General features: G+C 62.4%; 18 protein-coding genes and 1 pseudogene. 4 read left to right on the top strand and 15 right to left on the bottom strand.

Going from position 1 to position 17611, the window contains the following annotated elements; genetic code table 11:
- Positions 1-157 precede the first annotated feature (157 nt).
- The 10 genes from M5C01_RS14895 to M5C01_RS14850 form a co-directional block, all read right to left on the bottom strand.
- On the bottom strand, positions 158-505 hold the full coding sequence (locus M5C01_RS14895; protein ID WP_152739416.1) for a DUF2493 domain-containing protein: 348 nt from the start codon (positions 503-505) through the stop codon (positions 158-160).
- A complete protein-coding gene (locus M5C01_RS14890; protein WP_152739413.1) occupies positions 493-2223 on the bottom strand; it encodes a Na/Pi cotransporter family protein in 1731 nt (576 codons plus the stop codon). The genes M5C01_RS14895 and M5C01_RS14890 overlap by 13 nt, the downstream gene beginning before the upstream one ends.
- A gap of 24 nt (positions 2224-2247) precedes the next feature.
- Complete coding sequence (locus tag M5C01_RS14885) at positions 2248-2463, bottom strand: hypothetical protein (RefSeq protein ID WP_100943779.1); 216 nt, start codon at positions 2461-2463, stop codon at positions 2248-2250.
- Positions 2464-2634: 171 nt separating this feature from the next.
- Entirely contained in the window at positions 2635-5346 is a 2712-nt protein-coding gene (gene mgtA, locus M5C01_RS14880) for a magnesium-translocating P-type ATPase (protein ID WP_152739411.1), read from the bottom strand.
- Between the two features lie 286 nt (positions 5347-5632).
- Positions 5633-5926, bottom strand: coding sequence for a hypothetical protein (locus M5C01_RS14875; RefSeq protein ID WP_152739409.1), 294 nt, complete (start codon positions 5924-5926; stop codon positions 5633-5635).
- 412 nt (positions 5927-6338) lie between these two features.
- Positions 6339-8972 (bottom strand): glucosidase, encoded by a 2634-nt coding sequence (locus tag M5C01_RS14870; RefSeq protein WP_152739407.1) that lies wholly within the window; start codon positions 8970-8972, stop codon positions 6339-6341.
- Positions 8973-9044: 72 nt separating this feature from the next.
- The gene (gene modC / locus M5C01_RS14865; RefSeq protein WP_152739405.1) at positions 9045-10133 is read right to left on the bottom strand and encodes a molybdenum ABC transporter ATP-binding protein; all 1089 of its coding nucleotides are present in this window, start codon (positions 10131-10133) and stop codon (positions 9045-9047) included.
- 3 nt (positions 10134-10136) lie between these two features.
- The gene (gene modB / locus M5C01_RS14860; protein WP_152739403.1) at positions 10137-10817 is read right to left on the bottom strand and encodes a molybdate ABC transporter permease subunit; all 681 of its coding nucleotides are present in this window, start codon (positions 10815-10817) and stop codon (positions 10137-10139) included.
- Entirely contained in the window at positions 10818-11585 is a 768-nt protein-coding gene (modA, locus tag M5C01_RS14855) for a molybdate ABC transporter substrate-binding protein (RefSeq protein ID WP_152739399.1), read from the bottom strand. It abuts the gene before it with no gap.
- Positions 11586-11722: 137 nt separating this feature from the next.
- Positions 11723-12787 carry a nitronate monooxygenase gene (locus tag M5C01_RS14850; RefSeq protein ID WP_152739396.1) on the bottom strand — a complete coding sequence of 355 codons (1065 nt, stop codon included), beginning with the start codon at positions 12785-12787 and terminating at the stop codon, positions 11723-11725.
- Positions 12788-12976: 189 nt separating this feature from the next.
- Between M5C01_RS14850 and M5C01_RS14845 the strand changes: the two are divergent.
- From M5C01_RS14845 to M5C01_RS14835, 3 genes and pseudogenes are all read left to right on the top strand, one after another.
- Positions 12977-13435 (top strand): annotated as a pseudogene (locus M5C01_RS14845) (GyrI-like domain-containing protein).
- A 58-nt stretch (positions 13436-13493) separates the two neighbouring features.
- Positions 13494-14129 (top strand): TetR/AcrR family transcriptional regulator, encoded by a 636-nt coding sequence (locus M5C01_RS14840; protein WP_152739393.1) that lies wholly within the window; start codon positions 13494-13496, stop codon positions 14127-14129.
- A 46-nt stretch (positions 14130-14175) separates the two neighbouring features.
- Complete coding sequence (locus M5C01_RS14835; protein WP_152739390.1) at positions 14176-15159, top strand: MDR family oxidoreductase; 984 nt, start codon at positions 14176-14178, stop codon at positions 15157-15159.
- An 11-nt stretch (positions 15160-15170) separates the two neighbouring features.
- Here the strand turns inward: M5C01_RS14835 and alkB are convergent, their stop codons facing one another.
- Genes alkB through M5C01_RS14820 form a run of 3 tightly spaced genes read right to left on the bottom strand, consistent with a single transcriptional unit; the run spans position 15171 to position 16371 of the window.
- Entirely contained in the window at positions 15171-15827 is a 657-nt protein-coding gene (gene alkB, locus M5C01_RS14830; protein ID WP_152739387.1) for a DNA oxidative demethylase AlkB, read from the bottom strand.
- A 22-nt stretch (positions 15828-15849) separates the two neighbouring features.
- The gene (locus M5C01_RS14825) at positions 15850-16026 is read right to left on the bottom strand and encodes a hypothetical protein (RefSeq protein WP_178129839.1); all 177 of its coding nucleotides are present in this window, start codon (positions 16024-16026) and stop codon (positions 15850-15852) included.
- Between the two features lie 39 nt (positions 16027-16065).
- Positions 16066-16371, bottom strand: a complete 306-nt coding sequence (locus M5C01_RS14820) for a DUF1883 domain-containing protein (protein WP_100943791.1) — start codon at positions 16369-16371, stop codon at positions 16066-16068.
- A 209-nt stretch (positions 16372-16580) separates the two neighbouring features.
- Here M5C01_RS14820 and M5C01_RS14815 point away from each other — a divergent pair, with 209 nt between their 5' ends.
- Entirely contained in the window at positions 16581-16937 is a 357-nt protein-coding gene (locus M5C01_RS14815) for a hypothetical protein (protein WP_152739384.1), read from the top strand.
- A 35-nt stretch (positions 16938-16972) separates the two neighbouring features.
- On the opposite strand, the gene M5C01_RS14810 is transcribed toward M5C01_RS14815, so the two are convergent.
- Entirely contained in the window at positions 16973-17254 is a 282-nt protein-coding gene (locus tag M5C01_RS14810) for a hypothetical protein (RefSeq protein ID WP_152739381.1), read from the bottom strand.
- A 7-nt stretch (positions 17255-17261) separates the two neighbouring features.
- The gene (locus M5C01_RS14805; protein ID WP_103494657.1) at positions 17262-17450 is read right to left on the bottom strand and encodes a hypothetical protein; all 189 of its coding nucleotides are present in this window, start codon (positions 17448-17450) and stop codon (positions 17262-17264) included.
- Positions 17451-17611 lie beyond the last annotated feature (161 nt).

Raw genomic sequence — 17611 nt, 5'->3', positions numbered from 1 at the left:
ATGGAGGTCGTGGTGGTACGCGTTACAACCGGGTTCTTCATTCATGCTTGATGCTCCTTCGGGGTGGGCGGTCAGTGACCGCGTGCAGGCAATGGCCTGACCTCTACCTAGGTAAAAGGCCGGGCAGGGTGTTGCTTGATAAGGGGTGAACAGACGCTCAGTCCTCCAGGCACAGGACATCGATCTCCATGGCCCTGGCCTGGGCCACCAGCTCTTCAGTGTCGTGGCCGCCGGGAAAGGCAATCACCAGCTGCGGTTCGCTGTCCATCAGCATGAACTGGTTGCGCCGGCGTTCGGCCTGCTTGCCATAGAGCTGCCAATTGGACGGATAGCGCACCAGGTGCGTACCGTTTTCCCGGGCCCAATCCTCGATCTCACTGCCCAGGAACTGGTTGCCGCCATGAATCAGGACACTGATCCTGTGGGTCTGGTGATAAGCCTCCAGCACCTTGCGGCACATCGCCGCGTTCAGGTAATAGCGCCCGGCGCAGATCAGGACGCGCATGGGTAGTTATCCTTGTCGAGCCGGGGCTCGTCGTTGAGTTCAAGGGCGTGTACAGGCCCGGGTGCTGGCTCGTTCGCGCCCGGGGACTGAGTTTCCGGGACGCGTTCTCCCGAGCGTTCGAGCACTGGATAGGCGAGTGCCGCGATGTGGTGGTGTACACGCCGGTAATCGCGCAGCACCCGCTGGAAAATATCCCCCGACTCGGCCCAGGTGCTCTTGTCGGCACTGAGTTTACGAAAGTGTTCGCGGCTGGCGCCGGCTTCCAGGCGGCGAATCACCTCCTTGCGCTCCACCAGTCGATGGGCCGTGACGGTGTCTTCGCGCAGGAACACGGTGACCGCCAGGCTCAGGCTTTCGCGCAGCTCTTCGTGCAACGGATAGATGTGCCCCAGTTCGAACTCCGAGAAGCGTTCGCCACGGCGCCGACGGCGCGCCGCCAATTGGGCGAGGTTGGTCGAGAGAATGTCGCCGGCATGCTCCAGGTTGATCACGAACATCAGGATTTCCTGGGCGCGGTCGGCATCCTCGTCGCTCAGGCCGTCCTGGCCGATATCCGCGAGGTAGGCGCGGATCGCCGCGCTGAGCAGGTCCAGGGACTGGTCGAGCTGGCGGATAGCCTCGGCCGACACCTCGCCGGGTTTCTGGAACAGTTGCAGTACCCGATCGAGCATCACCGAGAGCATGTCGGCGATGCGCAGGGCTTCGCGCACGGCGTTCGAGAGACCGATATTGGCCACTTCCAGGCCGGCTTCGTCGAGGTACTGCGGCATGCCCGGGTCGGCGGCCTGCTCCGGTGTCGGCAGCAGTCGGGTCAGGCCCTTGGCAAGCCAATCCACCAAACCGATAAAGCCCAGGCCCAGAAGCAGGTTGAAGGCGATATGCAGGTACACCACCAGCTGCGCGGGGGCGATGGTGGTAGCGGCCAGGCTCTTGCCCAGCAGCGAGGCGAACGGCAGCAACAGCAGCGCGCCGAACAGCCGCACCAGCAGATTGCCCAGGGGCAGGCGTCGGGCGACCGGGGTGCCGGCATTCATCACCGACGGCAAGGCGCCGCCGATATTAACCCCGAGCACCAGGGCTAGAGTGGTCACCGGCGACATCAGCCCGGTGCTGGCCAGGGAGGCGATCAACAGGATCACCGCGACACTGGAATGGCACATCCAGGTCAGCAGCAGCGCCACCAGCAAGGCGATCAACAGGTCGCCGTCAAGGCCTTGCATGACCACATGGAACAACGGCGTGCTTTCCATCTGCCCGAGGGCGGCACCCAGCAGGCTCAGGGCGAGCAGCATCAGGCCGAGGCCGATCAGGGCGCAGCCGACGCTTTCATAACGCGAGTCGTCGCGCAGGCGGAACACCACGAAGCCCGCCAGCAGTACCAGGGGGATGGCGATCGAGGTGTCGAAGCTGAGGAGTTGCACAACCAGGGTCGAGCCGATATTGGCCCCCAACATCACCGCCAGCGCCGGAGCGAGACTGAGGGTGCCGGCGGCGGTGAAAGAGCTGGCCATCAGGCTTACCGCGGTACTGCTTTGCAGCACGGTGGTGATGCCGATGCCACAGAGCAGGGCCTTCCAGCGTTTATCGAGATTGCGGCCCAGGCCATTGCGCAGCTGGGTGCCGAAGCCACGCAGCAGGGCGGTTGAAATCATATGGGTGCCCCAGAGCAACAAGGCGATGGCGCCGGCGAGGTGGATCAACAGAGCGGTTCCAGACATGAGGATTCTCCACGTACTGGTTTTTTACTTTCTGGGTGGGCGCAGCAACCTCACCGAGACACGACTGATGGTGCTGGAGAACGCCAGCAGGTAGCGCATTTCGATAGCGGTCAGCGTCCCGCGAACATAGAGCTTCACGGTGACCCGCCTGACCACTTTTGCCGCTTTGGTCAGGAACAGGACCGACAGCGCCCGATAGCTGTAGTCGAGAACGGCGAGGAACTGGCTGAGTGGTTCCATGGTGGGCTCCGGGGGATGGCCGGGTTATAGGTGCCAATGCGCGAATACAATCGTATGAACACCACGCACCTGTAGGAGCAGGGCTTGCCCGCGAAGCTTTTAGCGGTCTCGAGGTCCCCTTCGCGGACAAGCCCTGCTCCTACAAGGTTCGGTGTTATCTGACGAACCGCATCAGAACCACTGCTTGAAGCGGCGGATATAGAACATCTTCATGCTCTGGGCCACCACGCAGTAGGCCAGCAGGGTGCCCACCAGCCATGGGAAGTACGCCATCGGCAACGGCACCAGGCCCACCAGCGTGCCCAGTTGCGAGAACGGCAGGTAGATGCCGATGGACACCGCCAGGCACGTCATGACGATGATCGGCAGCGACGCGGTGCTCTGGAAGAACGGGATCTTCTGGGTCCGCAGCATGTGCACCACCAAGGTCTGCGACAGCAGGCCTTCGATAAACCAGCCGGACTGGAACAATGCCTGGGCTTCCACGCTGTTGGCGGCGAACACGTACCACATCAGGGCAAAGGTGGTCATGTCGAAGATCGACGAGGTCGGCCCGATCCACAGCATGAAACGCCCGATGTTCTTCGCGTCCCACTTGCGTGGCTTGCGCAGGTATTCCTTGTCCATCTTGTCCCACGGCAGGGCCAGCTGGGAGATGTCGTAGATCAGGTTCTGCAGCAGCAGGTGGATCGACAGCATCGGCAGGAACGGGATGAACGCACTGGCCACCAGCACCGAGAACACGTTGCCGAAGTTGGAGCTGGCGGTCATGTTCAGGTACTTCATGATATTGCCGAAGGTTTCGCGGCCCTTGAGCACGCCTTCTTCCAGCACCATCAGGCTCTTTTCCAGCAGGATGATGTCGGCCGATTCCTTGGCGATGTCCGTGCCGCTGTCCACCGAGATCCCGACGTCGGCATCCCGCAGGGCCGGGGCGTCGTTGATGCCGTCGCCGAGGAAACCGACGGTATGGCCGTTGGATTGCAGGGCCTTGAGCACCCGGGATTTCTGCAACGGGGTCAGCTTGGCAAAGACCGTGCGCTCCTCGACCCGCAGCTTGAGGGTCGCGTCGTCCATATGCTCGATGTCCTGGCCCAGCAGCGGCAGGCCTGGCTCCAGGCCGACTTCACGGCAGATCTTGCAGGTGACCACGGCGTTGTCGCCAGTCAGCACCTTGACCGTGACGCCGATCTCACGCAGGGCGGCAATCGCCGGCCCGGCGGTTTCCTTCGGCGGATCGAGGAAAGTCAGGAAGCCGCGGATGACCAGGTCACGCTCGTCGGCGGTCTTGTATTGCCCCTTGGTCTGCGGTTTGGGAATGTCGCGGGTAGCCAGCAGAAGGACGCGGAAACCGTCCTTGTTGTAATCGTTGGCCAGGGCCAGCAGGGTCTTGCGACGCTGCTCGTCCAGGGCCACGACCTCGTTGCCTTCCATGACGTGGCTGGAGATGGCGAGCATTTCCTCGACCGCGCCCTTGCACACCAGCAGGTGATCGGCACGGCTGTCCTGGACGATGATCGACAGGCGCCGACGGACGAAGTCGAAGGGCAGTTCATCGACCTTGCTGTAGGCGAACGGCTCCTGGAAGTTGGGGTTCTCCCGGGAGAACTGCAGCACCGCCTGGTCCATCAGGTTCTTCATGCCGCTCTGGTGGTAGCTGTTGAGCCAGGCCAGGCCCAGCACCGCGTCATCGCGCTGGCCGGTGGCGTCGACGTGGTGCTCGAGGATGATCTTGTCCTGGGTCAGGGTGCCGGTCTTGTCGGTGCACAGCACGTCCATGGAACCGAAGTTCTGGATGGCATTCAGGCGCTTGACCACCACCTTGCGCCGGGCCATGGCCATGGCACCCTTGGCGAGGTTGGCGCTGACGATCATCGGCAGCATTTCCGGGGTCAGGCCGACGGCGACCGCCAGGGCGAAGAGCAGGGCATCGCTCCAGTCGCCTTTGGAGAAACCGTTGAGCAGGAACACGATCGGCACCATCACCAGCATGAAGCGGATCAGCAGCCAGCTGACACTGTTCACCCCGCGATCGAAGGCGGTCTGCACCCGCGAGCCGACAATCGCCTTGGCCAGCGAGCCGAAGTAGGTACGCGCACCGGTGGCGACCACCACGGCCTTGGCGGTGCCGCTGACCACGTTGGTGCCCATGAAGCAGATGTTCTGCAGGTCCAGCAGATTGCTCTGGTCGGTGCCGGTGGAGGCGGATTTGGCCGCGACATCGCCGAGGGTGTCGTACTTCTCCACCGGCAAGGCTTCACCGGTGAGCACCGCCTGGCTGATAAACAGGTCGCGGGATTCGATCAGGCGGATATCCGCCGGAATCATGTCGCCGGCCGACAACTGCACGATATCGCCGGCCACCAGTTCGCGCATCGGCACTTCGCGCAGTACTGGCTTGTTGCCCAGCTGCTCGCGGCGCAGCACCGTGGCGGTGGTCCGGACCATGGCCTTGAGGGCTTCGGCGGACTTGGCCGAGCGGTGTTCCTGCCAGAAGCGCAGGGTGCTGCTCAGGGTCACCATGGTCATGATGATGATGACTTTGGTCAGGTCACCTTCTTCACCGGCGCGCTCGGCCAGCCAGAAGTCGGTGAAGAAGCTGATGCCGGCCAGGATCAGCAGCACGTAGATGAAGGGGTTGTTCAGCGCCTGGAGGAACTGGATCAGGACGTGTGGCGGCTTGTCGTGGGCGACTTCGTTGAAGCCTTCGCGTTGCAGGCGGCCGGCGGCGTCCAGTTCGGTCAGGCCGTCACGGCTGGCGTTGACGTTGCTCAGGGTGGTGGCCAGGGTGTGTTGCGATTCGCGAGCGGCGCGCATCGACAGTTTGGTGTCTTGCGTCGCACGGTTTCCGGTGGGCCGGATAGGGTCTTTGACTGCGTTCATAGCGATGCCTCTGTCACGTCTTCGTGACCGGGCATATAGACGACTCACCTATTCAACAGGCGAACGAATACAGGCCGAGTCACGCGGATGCGAGTGATTCGAGTAAGAGGGTGTATAAGGTTTTAACGTTCGCTGCCCGTTCACCAAATAATGACGAACAGCGAACCGTCTACTGGCTTCGTCCATAATGAAATACTCAAGTTTTAATAATTAAAGGCATAACTATGCCGTGCACTTCCAAGTGGGAAGTGCAGGGGCGGTAGTTGTCAGTGTCAGTGCCGGATAATTAAGCGGCGCGGGCCTCGACATACAGGTTCAGGGTCAGGCCGGCGCGCTGGAACAGCTGCGCAAGCCCGGGACTCTGCGGGTCCTGGCTGTCATCGAAATTCCAGCGTTGTTGCAGCTGGCCGGTGGCCGGGCAGATACGCCAGCAGACGGAAGCGCGTGCCGAAGCCTTGGAGGAGGGGGCGGCGAACAGGGCGTTGCCGCGGGCCGACTTCACCGGCTCACGGGACAATTTGACGCGCATGTTCGAAGCAAAGGCGCGAACGCCTGGCATTACGTAGGTTTTGAAAGTCATAACACACCTCGCGACCGGACTGGCGCCGGCAGAGGCGAGTTACGGAAAGAGCATCAAGCCCTGGCGCAGCTCACCCGACCTGTACGTCGAGTCCCGTCATTTTCTGGGTTAAGCGCCCGGTGAGCCGCATTCGCGGGAACCGGACAGCGTCTAGATACTGTGTCCATTGGGTTCTTTTGTGAGTTGAAAAAAGGCCTGAGCAGCAGGCAGGGGGAATTTACTCAACGGGGTGCTTGAAGTCAATATCAAATGCAGCGTTTTGTTGGAGTAACCTGAATATAAGCTGAAGTGAAGGAGATAGTCTTCGGGTATTGAGTTCTGAAGTTGTTTGTTTCAATGAGGTGAATATGTATCGCCGTGGCGCTCGAGTACATATCTACTTAATTTTTTGACCGGACTTTTTTATCGCGGATCAGCGCCTCGGTTGCAGCAGCAAGGCCAGCAACGCGCTCCAGCCGGTCTGATGGGAGGCCCCCAGGCCGCGTCCGCTGTCGCCATGGAAATATTCATGAAACAGCACCAGGTCGCGACTCGCCGGATCGGCCTGCAATTGCGTGTAGGCCGCCATGGCTGGGCGACATCCGTTCTCGTCGAGCAGGAACAGTGAGGTCAGGCGTTGGCCCAGGCTGTCGGCGACTTCGTCCAGGGACGACAGATAGCCCGAGCCGCTGGGGTATTCCACGGAAAAGTGATCGTCGTAGTAGCGGTGGAATTCGCGCAGCGATTCGATCAGCAGGTAGTTGACCGGCATCCACAACGGTCCGCGCCAGTTGGAGTTGCCGCCGTACAGGCGCGAGTCGGACTCCGCCGGTTGGTAGCGGGCGCTCAGGGTCTTGCCGTCGAGCTGCATCGCCAGCGGCTGTTCGGCAAACACCTTGGACAGTGAGCGGATGCCGAAGTCGGAGAGGAACTCGGCTTCATCGAGCATGCGCTTGAGCAGGTTCTTGGTGCGTTCGCCACGCAGCAGGGCCAGCAGCAGGCGATTGCCGTCGCCAGGTTCGTTCCAGCGTGAGACCAGTGCCGCGAGGTCGGGCCGATGGTGCATGAACCCCAGCAGCCGCTCGCGCAGGCCGGGCAGGCCTTCGTGTTCGCGCTGTTCCAGCACCAGCACGGCGAACAGCGGCATCAGCCCGACGATGGAGCGCAGGCGCACCGGTTCGCTTTGGCCGTCCGGGTGTTGCAGCACGTCGTAGAAAAACTCGTCCTGGTTGTCCCACAGGCCTTCGGCGCTGTCGTCGACCCGATTGATCGCCCCGGCGATATAGAGGAAGTGCTCGAAGAATTTCACCGCGATATCGACATACACCGGATTGCGCTTGGCCAGTTCCAGGGCGATGCGCATCATGTCCAGGGCATAGGCGGCGACCCAGGCGGTGCCGTCGGCCTGGTCGAGGGTGTAACCGGGTGGCAGGTCGTCGGAGCGGTTGAACAGGGCGATATTGTCCAGGCCCAGGAAGCCACCCTGGAACAGGTTGCGGCCTTCGGCATCCTTGCGGTTGACCCACCAGGAGAAGTTCAGCAGCAGCTTGTGGAAGATCCGCTCGAGGAAATCCAGATCGCCGGTGCCGGTCAGCTGTTTTTCCCGTTGATAGACCCGCCACGACGCCCAGGCATGCACCGGTGGGTTGGCGTCGTCGAAACGCCACTCGTAGGCGGGCAATTGGCCGTTGGGGTGCATGAAGCGGTCTTTGACCAACAGCAGCAACTGGTGCTTGGCGAAGCCCGGATCGATCAGGGCGAAGGCCACTGCCTGGAAGCCCAGGTCCCAGGAGGCGTACCAGGGGTATTCCCATTTGTCCGGCATGGAGACGATGTCGAAGTTCGACAGGTGCCGCCAGTGGGTGTTGCGGATGTGCAGGCGTTCGGCCGGTGGTTGCGGTTGGGTCGGGTCGCCGTCGAGCCACTGGTTCACATCGAAGTAATAGAGCTGCTTGGACCACAGCAGGCCGGCCAGGGCCTGGCGCTGGACATTGCGCGCGTCGGCGTCTTCGAGACCCTCCTGCAGGGTGGCATAGAAGTCATCGGCTTCCTGGCGGCGCTTTTCGAACAGATGACGGGCATTGATCTTTTCGGCATCGGGGGGCGCGAAGCGCAGGTAGACCGTGCGGGTTTCATCCCCTTGCAGCACCAGGGAAAAGTGCGCCGCGACCCGTGTCCCGGTATCCCGGCGAATGCTCTCGGCGCCGTTCACCACATGGTCGTTGATGCCATCCTTGAACGGTCCGCGGTCTTGCGAGCCATACAGTCGCCGAGTGTTGGTTTCGTTTTCGCAGAACAGCCACTCATAGCTGTCATCGCCCCAGGCGCTGGCTTGCATGGGGTCGCAGCCGGCGTGCTGGGCGCTGATCTTGTCACCTTCCAGGACCAGGCGCGGCCGTCGGGCGTGGTCGCTCCAGCTCCAGTCATTGCGCGCCCAGAGATGGGGCAGCACGCGCAGGCGGGCAGGTTGGTGAAAGCGGTTATGCACACTGACCCGCATGACGATATCGTTCGGGCCCTGCTTGGCGTACTCGACCGTGATATCGAAATAGCGGTTGTCCTCGAACACCCCGGTATCGAGGATCTCGTACTCGGCATCGGCCAGGCCGCGCCGGGCGTTTTCGGTGATCAGGTCGTTGTAGGGGAAGGCCGCCTGCGGGTATTTGTAGAGCATGCGCATATAGGCATGGCTGGGCACGCCGTCGAGGTAGAAGTACAGCTCCTTGACGTCTTCGCCGTGGTTGCCTTCGGCATTGTTCAGGCCGAACAGGCGCTCCTTGAGAATCGGGTCGCGCTCGTTCCAGAGGGCCAGTCCGAGGCACCAGTGCTGGGACTTGTCGGAAAACCCCGCAAGACCTTCCTCGCCCCAGCGATAGGCCCGACTACGGGCGTGCTCGTGGGGAAAATAGGTCCAGGCATCGCCGTCGGCGCTGTAGTCCTCGCGTACCGTGCCCCATTGCCGTTCACTCAGGTATGGTCCCCATTCGCGCCAGCGGGTGGCATCCTCACCGGCCAGGCGCTGGCCTTCAAGGGTGTCGAGAAGCGTCGCTGTTGGTTTGGCCGTCATCGGGTCTTCCGTCGCTCGGGGAGTGAGCAGCAGTGTAGAACGCGGCGACGGTCTTGCGGGAATCGAGTGCCGTCAGGCGAGCACCGCCACCGACTTGATCTGTGCCCAGAGGGTCTGTCCCGGAGCCAGCTTGAGCTGGTCACGGGAGTAACGGGTGACCCGCGCCAGCAACGGGGTACCCGCGGCCTCCAGGCGGATCAGCACATGGGCGTTGTTGTCGGCGGGGATTTCCCCTATGAGGGTCACCGGCAACAGATTGAGAATGCTGCTGTGTTCGCCCGGTTGCCGGCTGAGGCTGACGTCCCGGGCCTGGATCTTGACGCGCAGGCGCTTGCCCGGGGCCAGCGGTGCGTGGGCCACTCGCACGTTCAGCAGGCTGCCGGGCAATTGCAGGGTCAGCAGTTGATACTGGTCGTCATAGGCGCTGACCGTGCCCTCGATCACCACCCCGGCGTCATCGCCCAGGGCCATGGGCAGGTCGAGCCGGGCCAGGGTTTCACCGATGGGACCGCTGGCCAGAGCCTTGCCCGCGCTGAGCAGGACTATATGGTCGGCCAGGCGCGCCACTTCGTCCTGGGAGTGACTGACGTAGAGCACCGGGATATCCAGTTCGTCATGCAGACGTTCGAGGTATGGCAGGATCTCGTTCTTGCGCTGGCTGTCGAGCGCCGCCAGCGGTTCGTCCATCAGCAGCAGTTGCGGGCTGGTGAGCAGTGCCCGGGCGATGCCGATGCGCTGGCGCTCGCCGCCGGACAGGTGCTGTGGGTGGCGGTCGAGTAGATGCCCGATGCCCAGCAAGTGGGTGGCGTGGGCCATGTCGACCCGGCGTTGTGCGCGGGGAATGCGGCGCAGGCCGAACTCCAGGTTGGCGCGCACCGACAGATGTGCAAACAGGCTGGCTTCCTGGAACACATAGCCCAGGGCGCGCTTGTGGGGCGGGACGAAGAGTTTACGGGCGCTGTCCTGCCAGACCTGGTCGTTGATCCGGATAAGGGCCTCGGGGGCTTTTTCCAGGCCGGCGATGCAGCGCAGGCAGGTGGTCTTGCCCGAGCCCGAGTGCCCGTACAGGGCGGTGACGCCACGGCCGGGCAGTTGCAGGTCGAGGTCCAGGGCAAAGTCCGGATAATCCAGGTGCAGGCGAACCTGTATCGAAGAAGCCATGGCTCAACTCCAGCCCATTTTGGTCTTGCGGCTCGAGTAAAGCGCCAGCAACACGATAAAGGAAAACACCAGCATGGCGCCGGCCAGCCAGTGGGCCTGGAGGTATTCCATGGCCTCGACATGGTCGTAGATCTGCACCGAGACCACCCGGGTCTTTTCCGGGATATTGCCGCCGATCATCAACACCACGCCGAACTCGCCGACGGTATGGGCAAAGCCGAGGATCGCGGCGGTGATAAAACCGGGTCGTGCCAGGGGCAGGACCACGCTGAAAAAAGTGTCCCAGGGGTTGGCGCGCAAGGTCGCCGCCACCTCCAGCGGGCGCGTGCCGATGGCACTGAACGCGTTCTGCAGTGGTTGCACCACAAAGGGCATCGAGTAGATCACCGAGCTGATCACCAACCCGGTGAAGCTGAAGGTGAGGGTGCCCAGTCCGATGGACTGGGTGAACTGGCCGATATAGCCGTGGGGGCCGAAGGCGATCAGCAAGTAGAAGCCGATCACCGTCGGCGGCAGCACCAGCGGCAGCGCCACCACCGCGCCGACCGGTCCGCGCAGCCAGGAGCGGGTGCGGGCCAGCCAGAGCGCAATCGGAGTGCCGATCACCAGCAGGATAAGCGTGACCAGGGACGCCAGTTTCAGGGTCAGCCAGATGGCGGCGAAGTCAGCACTCGTGAGCGGCATTTAGAGCTGGTAACCGTAGGACTTGATAATGGCGGCGGCTTTCGGGCCCTTCAGGTATTCGACCAGGGCCTTGGCGGCGGCGTTGTCCTTGCCCTTGGTCAGGATCACCGCGTCCTGCTTGATCGCCTCATGCATGTCGGCCGGAACGATCCACGCCGAACCGCTGGTGACCTTGCCGTCCTTGTAGATTTGCGACAGGGCGACAAAACCCAACTCGGCATTGCCGGTGGAGACGAACTGGTAGGCCTGGGTGATGTTCTGGCCGGTGACCAGCTTGTCCTTGACCTTGTCGGTCAGGCCGAGTCTGGCCAGGACCTGGGTGGCGGCCAGGCCGTAAGGCGCGGCTTTCGGGTCGGCGATGGACAGGTGCTGGTACTGGTTGTCCTTGAGCACCTGGCCCTTGGCATCGACATAACCGTCCTTGGCCGACCACAGGGCCAGGGTGCCGGTGGCATAGGTGAAGCGCGAGCCGGCAACGATATCGCCTTCTTTTTCCAGCTTGGCGGGGGTGCTGTCGTCGGCGGCGAGGAAGACTTCGAACGGTGCACCGTTCTTGATCTGGGTGTAGAACTGGCCGGTGGCACCGTAGGCCGCGACCAGCTTGTGGCCGGTGTCTTTTTCGAAGTCGGCGGCGATGGCCTGGATCGGCGCGGTGAAGTTGGCCGCGACGGCGACCTGGACTTCGTCAGCCTGGGCCGAGCTGAAAGCGAGCACGCCGAGGAGGGTGGCCAGGCAAGTCGGGGCAAAGCGTGAGGCACGAATGGTCATGAAGCGGCTCCGTTCAAAGGAAAGGGACAGGCAAATGCGCCGCTTGTTATAGGAAGTGTGCGGCGCTGAGAGGGTAAATCGCTATATAAATAAATATATAGCGATTTGATGGCCCTGGCGAGGGGGCCGGCTCCTGCTCAGCGTCTGGTCAATATCGCCTGGGCCTGTTCCGCCAGCTGCCGGGTCAACGCCTCGGCCGGCAGCTCCACGCTCAACCGCAACGCCTGGCCCGACCACAGGTTGCTGAAGTCCGCTTCGCCCTTGGCCCGCAGCGGCAGCAGCGCCCCGCCGGCCAGGGGAAACGCCGGGGCCATGTCGCTTATCGGCCCCAGTTCGCGCATCGCCCGGTTCATGATCCCCCGCGCCGGCCGGCCGGTGAACAGATTGGTCAGTGCCGTTTCGCTTTCCTTCGCCGTGCGCAGCGCCTGGTGATGGGACGCCGAGACCTTGGCCTCCGGGGTGAACAGGTAAGCGGTCCCCAGCTGTACCGCCGAGGCCCCGAGCATAAAGGCCGCCGCGATGCCACGGCCGTCGCCGATACCGCCGGCGGCAATCACCGGCACATCCACTGCATCGGCGATCTGCGGCACCAGGGCGATGGTGCCAACCTGGGTGTTGAGGTCATTGCTCAGGAAGATGCCGCGATGGCCGCCGGCTTCGTTACCCATGGCGATGATCGCGTGGCAGCCGCGCTCTTCCAGCCAGCGCGCTTCATCCACGGTGGTGGCGCAGCCGATAATCGTCGCGCCGGTAGCCTTCACCCGATTGAGCAGGGTTTCGGGCGGCAGGCCGAAGTGGAAACTGACGATCTCCGGACGCAGCTCTTCCACCAGTTGGCAACTGGTTTCATCGAAGGGGGCACGGCTGGACACCGGTGTCGGCGCATTGAAATCCACGCCCAGTTCACGGTAATAGGGGGCCAGGCGCTCTTTCCAGCGTTTTTCCCGCTCCGGGTCCGCGGCCGGCGGTTGGTGGCAGAAGAAGTTGATGTTCAATGGCGCCTGGGTCGCGCTGCGAAAGAGCTGCACCTCCTGACGAATCTGCTCCGGGGTCAGCATCGCGCAGGGCAGGGACGCGAGGCCGCCGGCCCGGGCAACGCCGATCATCATGGCGGACGTGGTCGCCCCGGCCAGCGGCCCCTGGATGATCGGGAGTTCGATGCCGAACAGGTCAAGAATACGGGTGTCAGGCCAGGTGCTCATGACGACTTTTCTCCGGGGCAGATAAGAGGATAACGACGAGAACAGGGCTGGTTTGTATCAGGAATGAGGACCGTAAGGCCAGTCGCTGTCTTATTTGCACACGCAAAAAAAGTGCTCCCCGGTGACGGCCTCGGAAAATCCACCTAAAGTTGTCGCACTTCAAAACACCCGCTCAGGAGCACAAATCAGATGGACGTGAAACGCGTGGAAGTGGCCGCTTTCCAGGTCTGCGGCCCGCAGGTCCGCACCCGCAATCAGGATGAACAGCAACCTCGGACGGCAAGGATCGGCGGGCTGTGGGGCAGCTTTTTCGCCGAGGGATTGGCCGAGCGCATCAGTACCCGGCAGCCCGACTCGCTGGTGTATGGCGTCTATTCCGGTTACGAGTCCGATGCCAGCGGCTATTTCGATGTGACGGCCGCGGTGGCGGTCAGCGCGCCCGCGCCCGGCTATGAGACGCTGCAGGTACAGGCGGGTCCCTACCTGGTCTTCGAGGGCCGTGGCGCCATGCCGCAAACCGTGATCGACACCTGGGGTCGGATCTGATCCTACTTCGAGCAGCATCCCGGGCAGCGTCGTTTTGCCACGGATTTCGAAGCCTATACCGGGCCCGACAGCGTGGCGGTGTATATCGGCGTCGTCGATTGAGCCGGGACTACCTCTTTGGTCGTATGTATTTTGTAGCCGATCGGTCTATATTGTGCCCATGACTCCGATAACCCCCGCACCGCGCAAGCCTGGCCGTCCGCCGAAGATCCCCCGGGAGAACCTGCAAACCCGCGAGATGCTGATTCGTTGCGGCACCGAGATCCTCACCGAGCAAGGTTTCATGGCCACGGGGATCGATACCGTGCTCAAGCGGGTGGGGGTGCCCAAGGGCTCGTTCTACCATTACTTCGACAGCAAGGAAGCCTTTGGCCAGGCAGTGCTTGAGAGTTACGCCGGGTATTTTGCCCGCAAGCTCGACCGCTGGCTGCTGGATGCGTCCCTGCCACCGTTGCAGCGCCTGCGCGGTTTTGTCGACGAGGCCAAGGCCGGCATGGCCCGGCATGAGTTTCGTCGCGGTTGCCTGGTGGGCAATCTTGGCCAGGAAGTGACGCTGTTGCCGGACAGTTACCGCGAGCAACTGGACGCTGTGTTTCGCAGTTGGGAGTTGCGCCTGTCGCGCTGTCTGCAAGCGGCGCAAGCCGCGGGCGAGTTGGCGGCGGACGCGGACTGCGAGGCCTTGGCGAGCTTTTTCTGGATTGGCTGGGAGGGTGCGGTATTGCGCGCCCGGCTGGTGCGCAGCGATGTACCGTTGGAAATTTTCATGCAGGGATTTGTGCGCAGTCTGGCGCGCTGATTTTTTTGGTTTATTTCTAGACGATCGGTCTAAATTGGAGGCAAGTATGTTCAACGGCATCTTGATCGAAAAGGACGCGGACGGTTATCGGGCCAACCTGGCATCCATCAGCGAGGCGCAGTTGCCGGAAGGCGATGTGACGGTGCGGGTGGCCTACAGCACCCTGAATTTCAAGGATGCCTTGGCGATCACCGGCGCAAGCCCGGTGGTGCGACAGTTTCCGATGGTGCCGGGCATCGATCTGGTGGGAACGGTGGAGCAGAGCAGCCACGCCGATTATCGGGTCGGCGATGGGGTGCTGCTTAATGGCTGGGGTGTCGGCGAAGGGCATTGGGGTGGCCTGGCGCAGAAAGCCCGGCTCAACGGTGACTGGTTGATCCCGATGCCAGCGGGCTTCACCCCGGCGCAGACCATGGCCATCGGCACCGCGGGTTTCACCGCGATGCTCAGCATCCTGGCCCTGGAGCGCAATGGCCTGACGCCGGATCAGGGCGATGTACTGGTGACCGGGGCTAACGGCGGCGTCGGCAGTTTTGCCGTGGCCTTGCTCGCGCGGCTGGGCTATCGGGTGGTGGCCTCGACCGGACGTACCGCCGAGCATGCCTACCTGCAACAACTGGGCGCTGCCGAGATCATCGATCGCGAGCCCCTGTCGCAGCCGGGCAAACCACTGGCGAAAGAGCGCTGGGCGGCCGCCATCGATTCGGTGGGCAGCCACACCCTGGCCAACGTCTGCGCCGGTATCCGCGCCAACGGCACGGTGGCCGCTTGCGGCCTGGCCCAGGGCATGGACTTTCCGGCCTCGGTGGCTCCCTTTATTCTGCGCGGCGTGACCCTGGCCGGGATCAACAGCGTGACGCAACCCAAGGTGCAACGAATCCTCGCCTGGGAGCGCCTGGCAAAAGATCTCGACCGTGGGCTGCTGGCGCTGATCAGCCAGGAAATCAGTCTGAGCGAGGCGCTTGAACTAGCACCGCGATTGCTCGCCGGGCAGGTGCGCGGTCGGGTGGTGGTGGACGTCAACCGCTAAGCCACAGGCGGCTAACCGGCGCTGCGCAAGGTTAAGTTGAGGCGCTCGGCCCCCAACTGTGGGTGATGGCCTTCCTTGATCGGCAGGACACCATGGAAACGCAGCCGGTCGACGCCGCCCCACACCACGATATCGCCGTGAAACAACGGGATGCGCCGGGTCTTGTCGCTGCGTTCGTGGCCGCCGAACAGGAAGATCGCCGGCAGCCCCAGGGAGACCGAAACCACGGGCGCGCTGAAATCGCGCTCGTTGCGGTCCTGGTGCAGGGACATCTTCGCCCCCGGCAGGTAGCGGTTGATCAGGCAGGCATCGGGACTGAAGTGGGTAAACCCCGCCGCCTCGGCCGCCTCCACCGCCAGTTGCCGGAACACCTCGGGCATTTCCGGCCAGGGTCGACCGCTTTGCGGGTCGATGCGGGTATAGCGGTAGCCGTCGCGATCGGTGGTCCAGCCCAGTTCGCCACAACTGCTCAGGCTGGCGGACATGGTGAAACCACCCGGGGTGACCATCTGCCGAAACGGCGCCTCTACCAGAACTTCGGCCAGGGCCGGCAACAGGCGCTCGACCCAGGGCAGGGCGAAGCCGCGCAGCACGCAGGATTGCGCGCCGATGGCTTCGAAGCGTTCGGGTTGCTGCAGGTCGGCGTCGGCAAACAGATCGAGGGTCATGGCAGGCTGCGGGTGGCGAGGTTTACAGGGCCTTGCTCGCTTTCACATCGCTGATGACATCGCCACTTTCACCATGAATGGCTTTCAGCGCGGCCAGGGCTTGCTCGTCGCTGCCGTTTTCCAGTTGGGCGAATTCGAAGCGACGCTCACCGTTGAGCTTGTATTTGATGACGTACTTGGTGGTGGGTGTGGTGTTCACGGCGATTCCAGTAACGAGAAGATGGACAGCGGTGGCGATTCAGCGCAATTTCGAGCTGGAGCGTCGGATGATGCGAATCGAGTGTGTCAGGTTCGGCTTGCGGGTAACGCTGATGGCGCGCTTGGTCACCACGGTATCAATGGTGATGTTCCAGAAACCGGTGCTCGGGATGGTGATCTTCGCCGGAAAGGTATCAAAGGCGCCGCCGTGGTAGGTGTGTCGGCCGCCATTCTTGAAACTGCGAAAGTTGGCGTCGTTCATCAGGCGGATGTTGCACGTCTGGGAGCATTCGATCACGACGATGTCGTCTTCGTTGAGGTGCTCGCGCTGGTGGATGAATTTCAAGGGCGTCTCCAGAAGGCTTTTTCTACAAAATCAAAAAGATAGCATGTGGCGCAGGGCGTTTTTAGCGCGCTGGCGGATTTATTCGACCGGCACGGGCGCCAGTTTGACGGATTGTGTAGGCTTGTCGCCATAAAAGTTGGATTAAATCCTTGGACGCGGGAGAAAAATCGCCCGGACGCTGTCCTACCGTCTTTACTGGAGATTTGCTTATGAAGTGGGGTGTGTGGGCATTGGTTGCTCTGGCCATGAGCGGGTGTGCGAGTGTATCGGACATCGAGCAGTCACCGCCGACAATGAGCGTGATCTCAGGCAAGAAGCCCATGGCTTATGCCCAGTGCTTCGATACCCGGCTGACCAAGGAGCGCGGGCCTTCGTTGATCGAACCGTATCACAAGGACGGGGTCAAGGTGGTCGTGCGTGACCAATTCTCCACCCATCCGTCGGCGGTGCTGATTATTGAAGAGCGCTCCAGCGGCAGCAGCATCAAGGTCTTCGAGAGCATGTCGAATTTCCCCTTGCGCTCCAAGGCTGTGCTCAATGCCGCGGAGCATTGCATTTCAGGCTGAAGTTGCCAGCGCGCATGCCCCGACGGGGCCTGCGGCTATTTGCACTTGACGATCACCGTACGGCTTTTGAAGTTGCCCACGTCGACGCCCAGGGTCTTGTCGCTTTCCTTGGGCGACGGGGTGCCGTCGGTGCCGACGATGGTGTAGCCGGTGCCGGCACAGGAGGCATCGGCTTTCTCGTAGCACTTGGCCCAGGACATCGCCTCGCCCGAACAGTCGATAGCCAGGCCCTGCTGGCCGTTGTTCAGGTAGGTTTTGGACGCCGTGGCGCAGCCGCCAAGGGCCAGTAGAGCGATCAATACCAGGAATTTGTTCATGCCGGCTTCAATCCTTGTTGCCACGACGCCGGGCGGCGGGGGCAGGGGTATCTTCGAACACCGAGGCCACTTCAATGGCCAGGGCTTCGCTCGGGAACGGACCGGCAACAGGTTCGCCATCGACACCGGTCAGCCACCATTGGCCATCTTTTGCTTGATTGATCAGGTAACCGTTCACGTTCTTTGCTGCCGACATCAATCTGTCTCATGGGCTGATGAAAGGTGCTGATGATAGCTCAGATCAAGGCATAAACCGTCAATAGCGGCTAGAGTTGCTGGCCGAAGCGTAAAGGTCGAGGCTTGACCGGGCCTGTGAGCGCCGGATGTAGCAAAATTTGACACAATCCCGGAACTATC

Origin of the sequence: Pseudomonas sp. MWU12-2319 (assembly GCF_023242525.1) — a bacterium.
Taxonomy (GTDB): domain Bacteria; phylum Pseudomonadota; class Gammaproteobacteria; order Pseudomonadales; family Pseudomonadaceae; genus Aquipseudomonas; species Aquipseudomonas gingeri_D.
Note: the sequence above shows the minus strand (reverse complement) of the source record. Positions and strands in the feature narration are given on the sequence as shown.

What these genes read in the sequence shown, in the direction of transcription:
- M5C01_RS14835 (WP_152739390.1), top strand. Translation starts at nt 14,176, where the DNA reads ATGTTCAACGGCATCTTGATCGAAAAGGACGCGGACGGTTATCGGGCC.
- M5C01_RS14870 (WP_152739407.1), bottom strand. Translation starts at nt 8,972, where the DNA reads ATGACGGCCAAACCAACAGCGACGCTTCTCGACACCCTTGAAGGCCAG.
- M5C01_RS14875 (WP_152739409.1), bottom strand. Translation starts at nt 5,926, where the DNA reads ATGACTTTCAAAACCTACGTAATGCCAGGCGTTCGCGCCTTTGCTTCG.
- M5C01_RS14895 (WP_152739416.1), bottom strand. Translation starts at nt 505, where the DNA reads ATGCGCGTCCTGATCTGCGCCGGGCGCTATTACCTGAACGCGGCGATG.
- M5C01_RS14890 (WP_152739413.1), bottom strand. Translation starts at nt 2,223, where the DNA reads ATGTCTGGAACCGCTCTGTTGATCCACCTCGCCGGCGCCATCGCCTTG.
- M5C01_RS14810 (WP_152739381.1), bottom strand. Translation starts at nt 17,254, where the DNA reads ATGAACAAATTCCTGGTATTGATCGCTCTACTGGCCCTTGGCGGCTGC.
- modC (WP_152739405.1), bottom strand. Translation starts at nt 10,133, where the DNA reads ATGGCTTCTTCGATACAGGTTCGCCTGCACCTGGATTATCCGGACTTT.
- modA (WP_152739399.1), bottom strand. Translation starts at nt 11,585, where the DNA reads ATGACCATTCGTGCCTCACGCTTTGCCCCGACTTGCCTGGCCACCCTC.
- M5C01_RS14850 (WP_152739396.1), bottom strand. Translation starts at nt 12,787, where the DNA reads ATGAGCACCTGGCCTGACACCCGTATTCTTGACCTGTTCGGCATCGAA.
- M5C01_RS14815 (WP_152739384.1), top strand. Translation starts at nt 16,581, where the DNA reads ATGAAGTGGGGTGTGTGGGCATTGGTTGCTCTGGCCATGAGCGGGTGT.
- M5C01_RS14805 (WP_103494657.1), bottom strand. Translation starts at nt 17,450, where the DNA reads ATGTCGGCAGCAAAGAACGTGAACGGTTACCTGATCAATCAAGCAAAA.
- modB (WP_152739403.1), bottom strand. Translation starts at nt 10,817, where the DNA reads ATGCCGCTCACGAGTGCTGACTTCGCCGCCATCTGGCTGACCCTGAAA.
- mgtA (WP_152739411.1), bottom strand. Translation starts at nt 5,346, where the DNA reads ATGAACGCAGTCAAAGACCCTATCCGGCCCACCGGAAACCGTGCGACG.
- alkB (WP_152739387.1), bottom strand. Translation starts at nt 15,827, where the DNA reads ATGACCCTCGATCTGTTTGCCGACGCCGACCTGCAGCAACCCGAACGC.
- M5C01_RS14885 (WP_100943779.1), bottom strand. Translation starts at nt 2,463, where the DNA reads ATGGAACCACTCAGCCAGTTCCTCGCCGTTCTCGACTACAGCTATCGG.
- M5C01_RS14840 (WP_152739393.1), top strand. Translation starts at nt 13,494, where the DNA reads ATGACTCCGATAACCCCCGCACCGCGCAAGCCTGGCCGTCCGCCGAAG.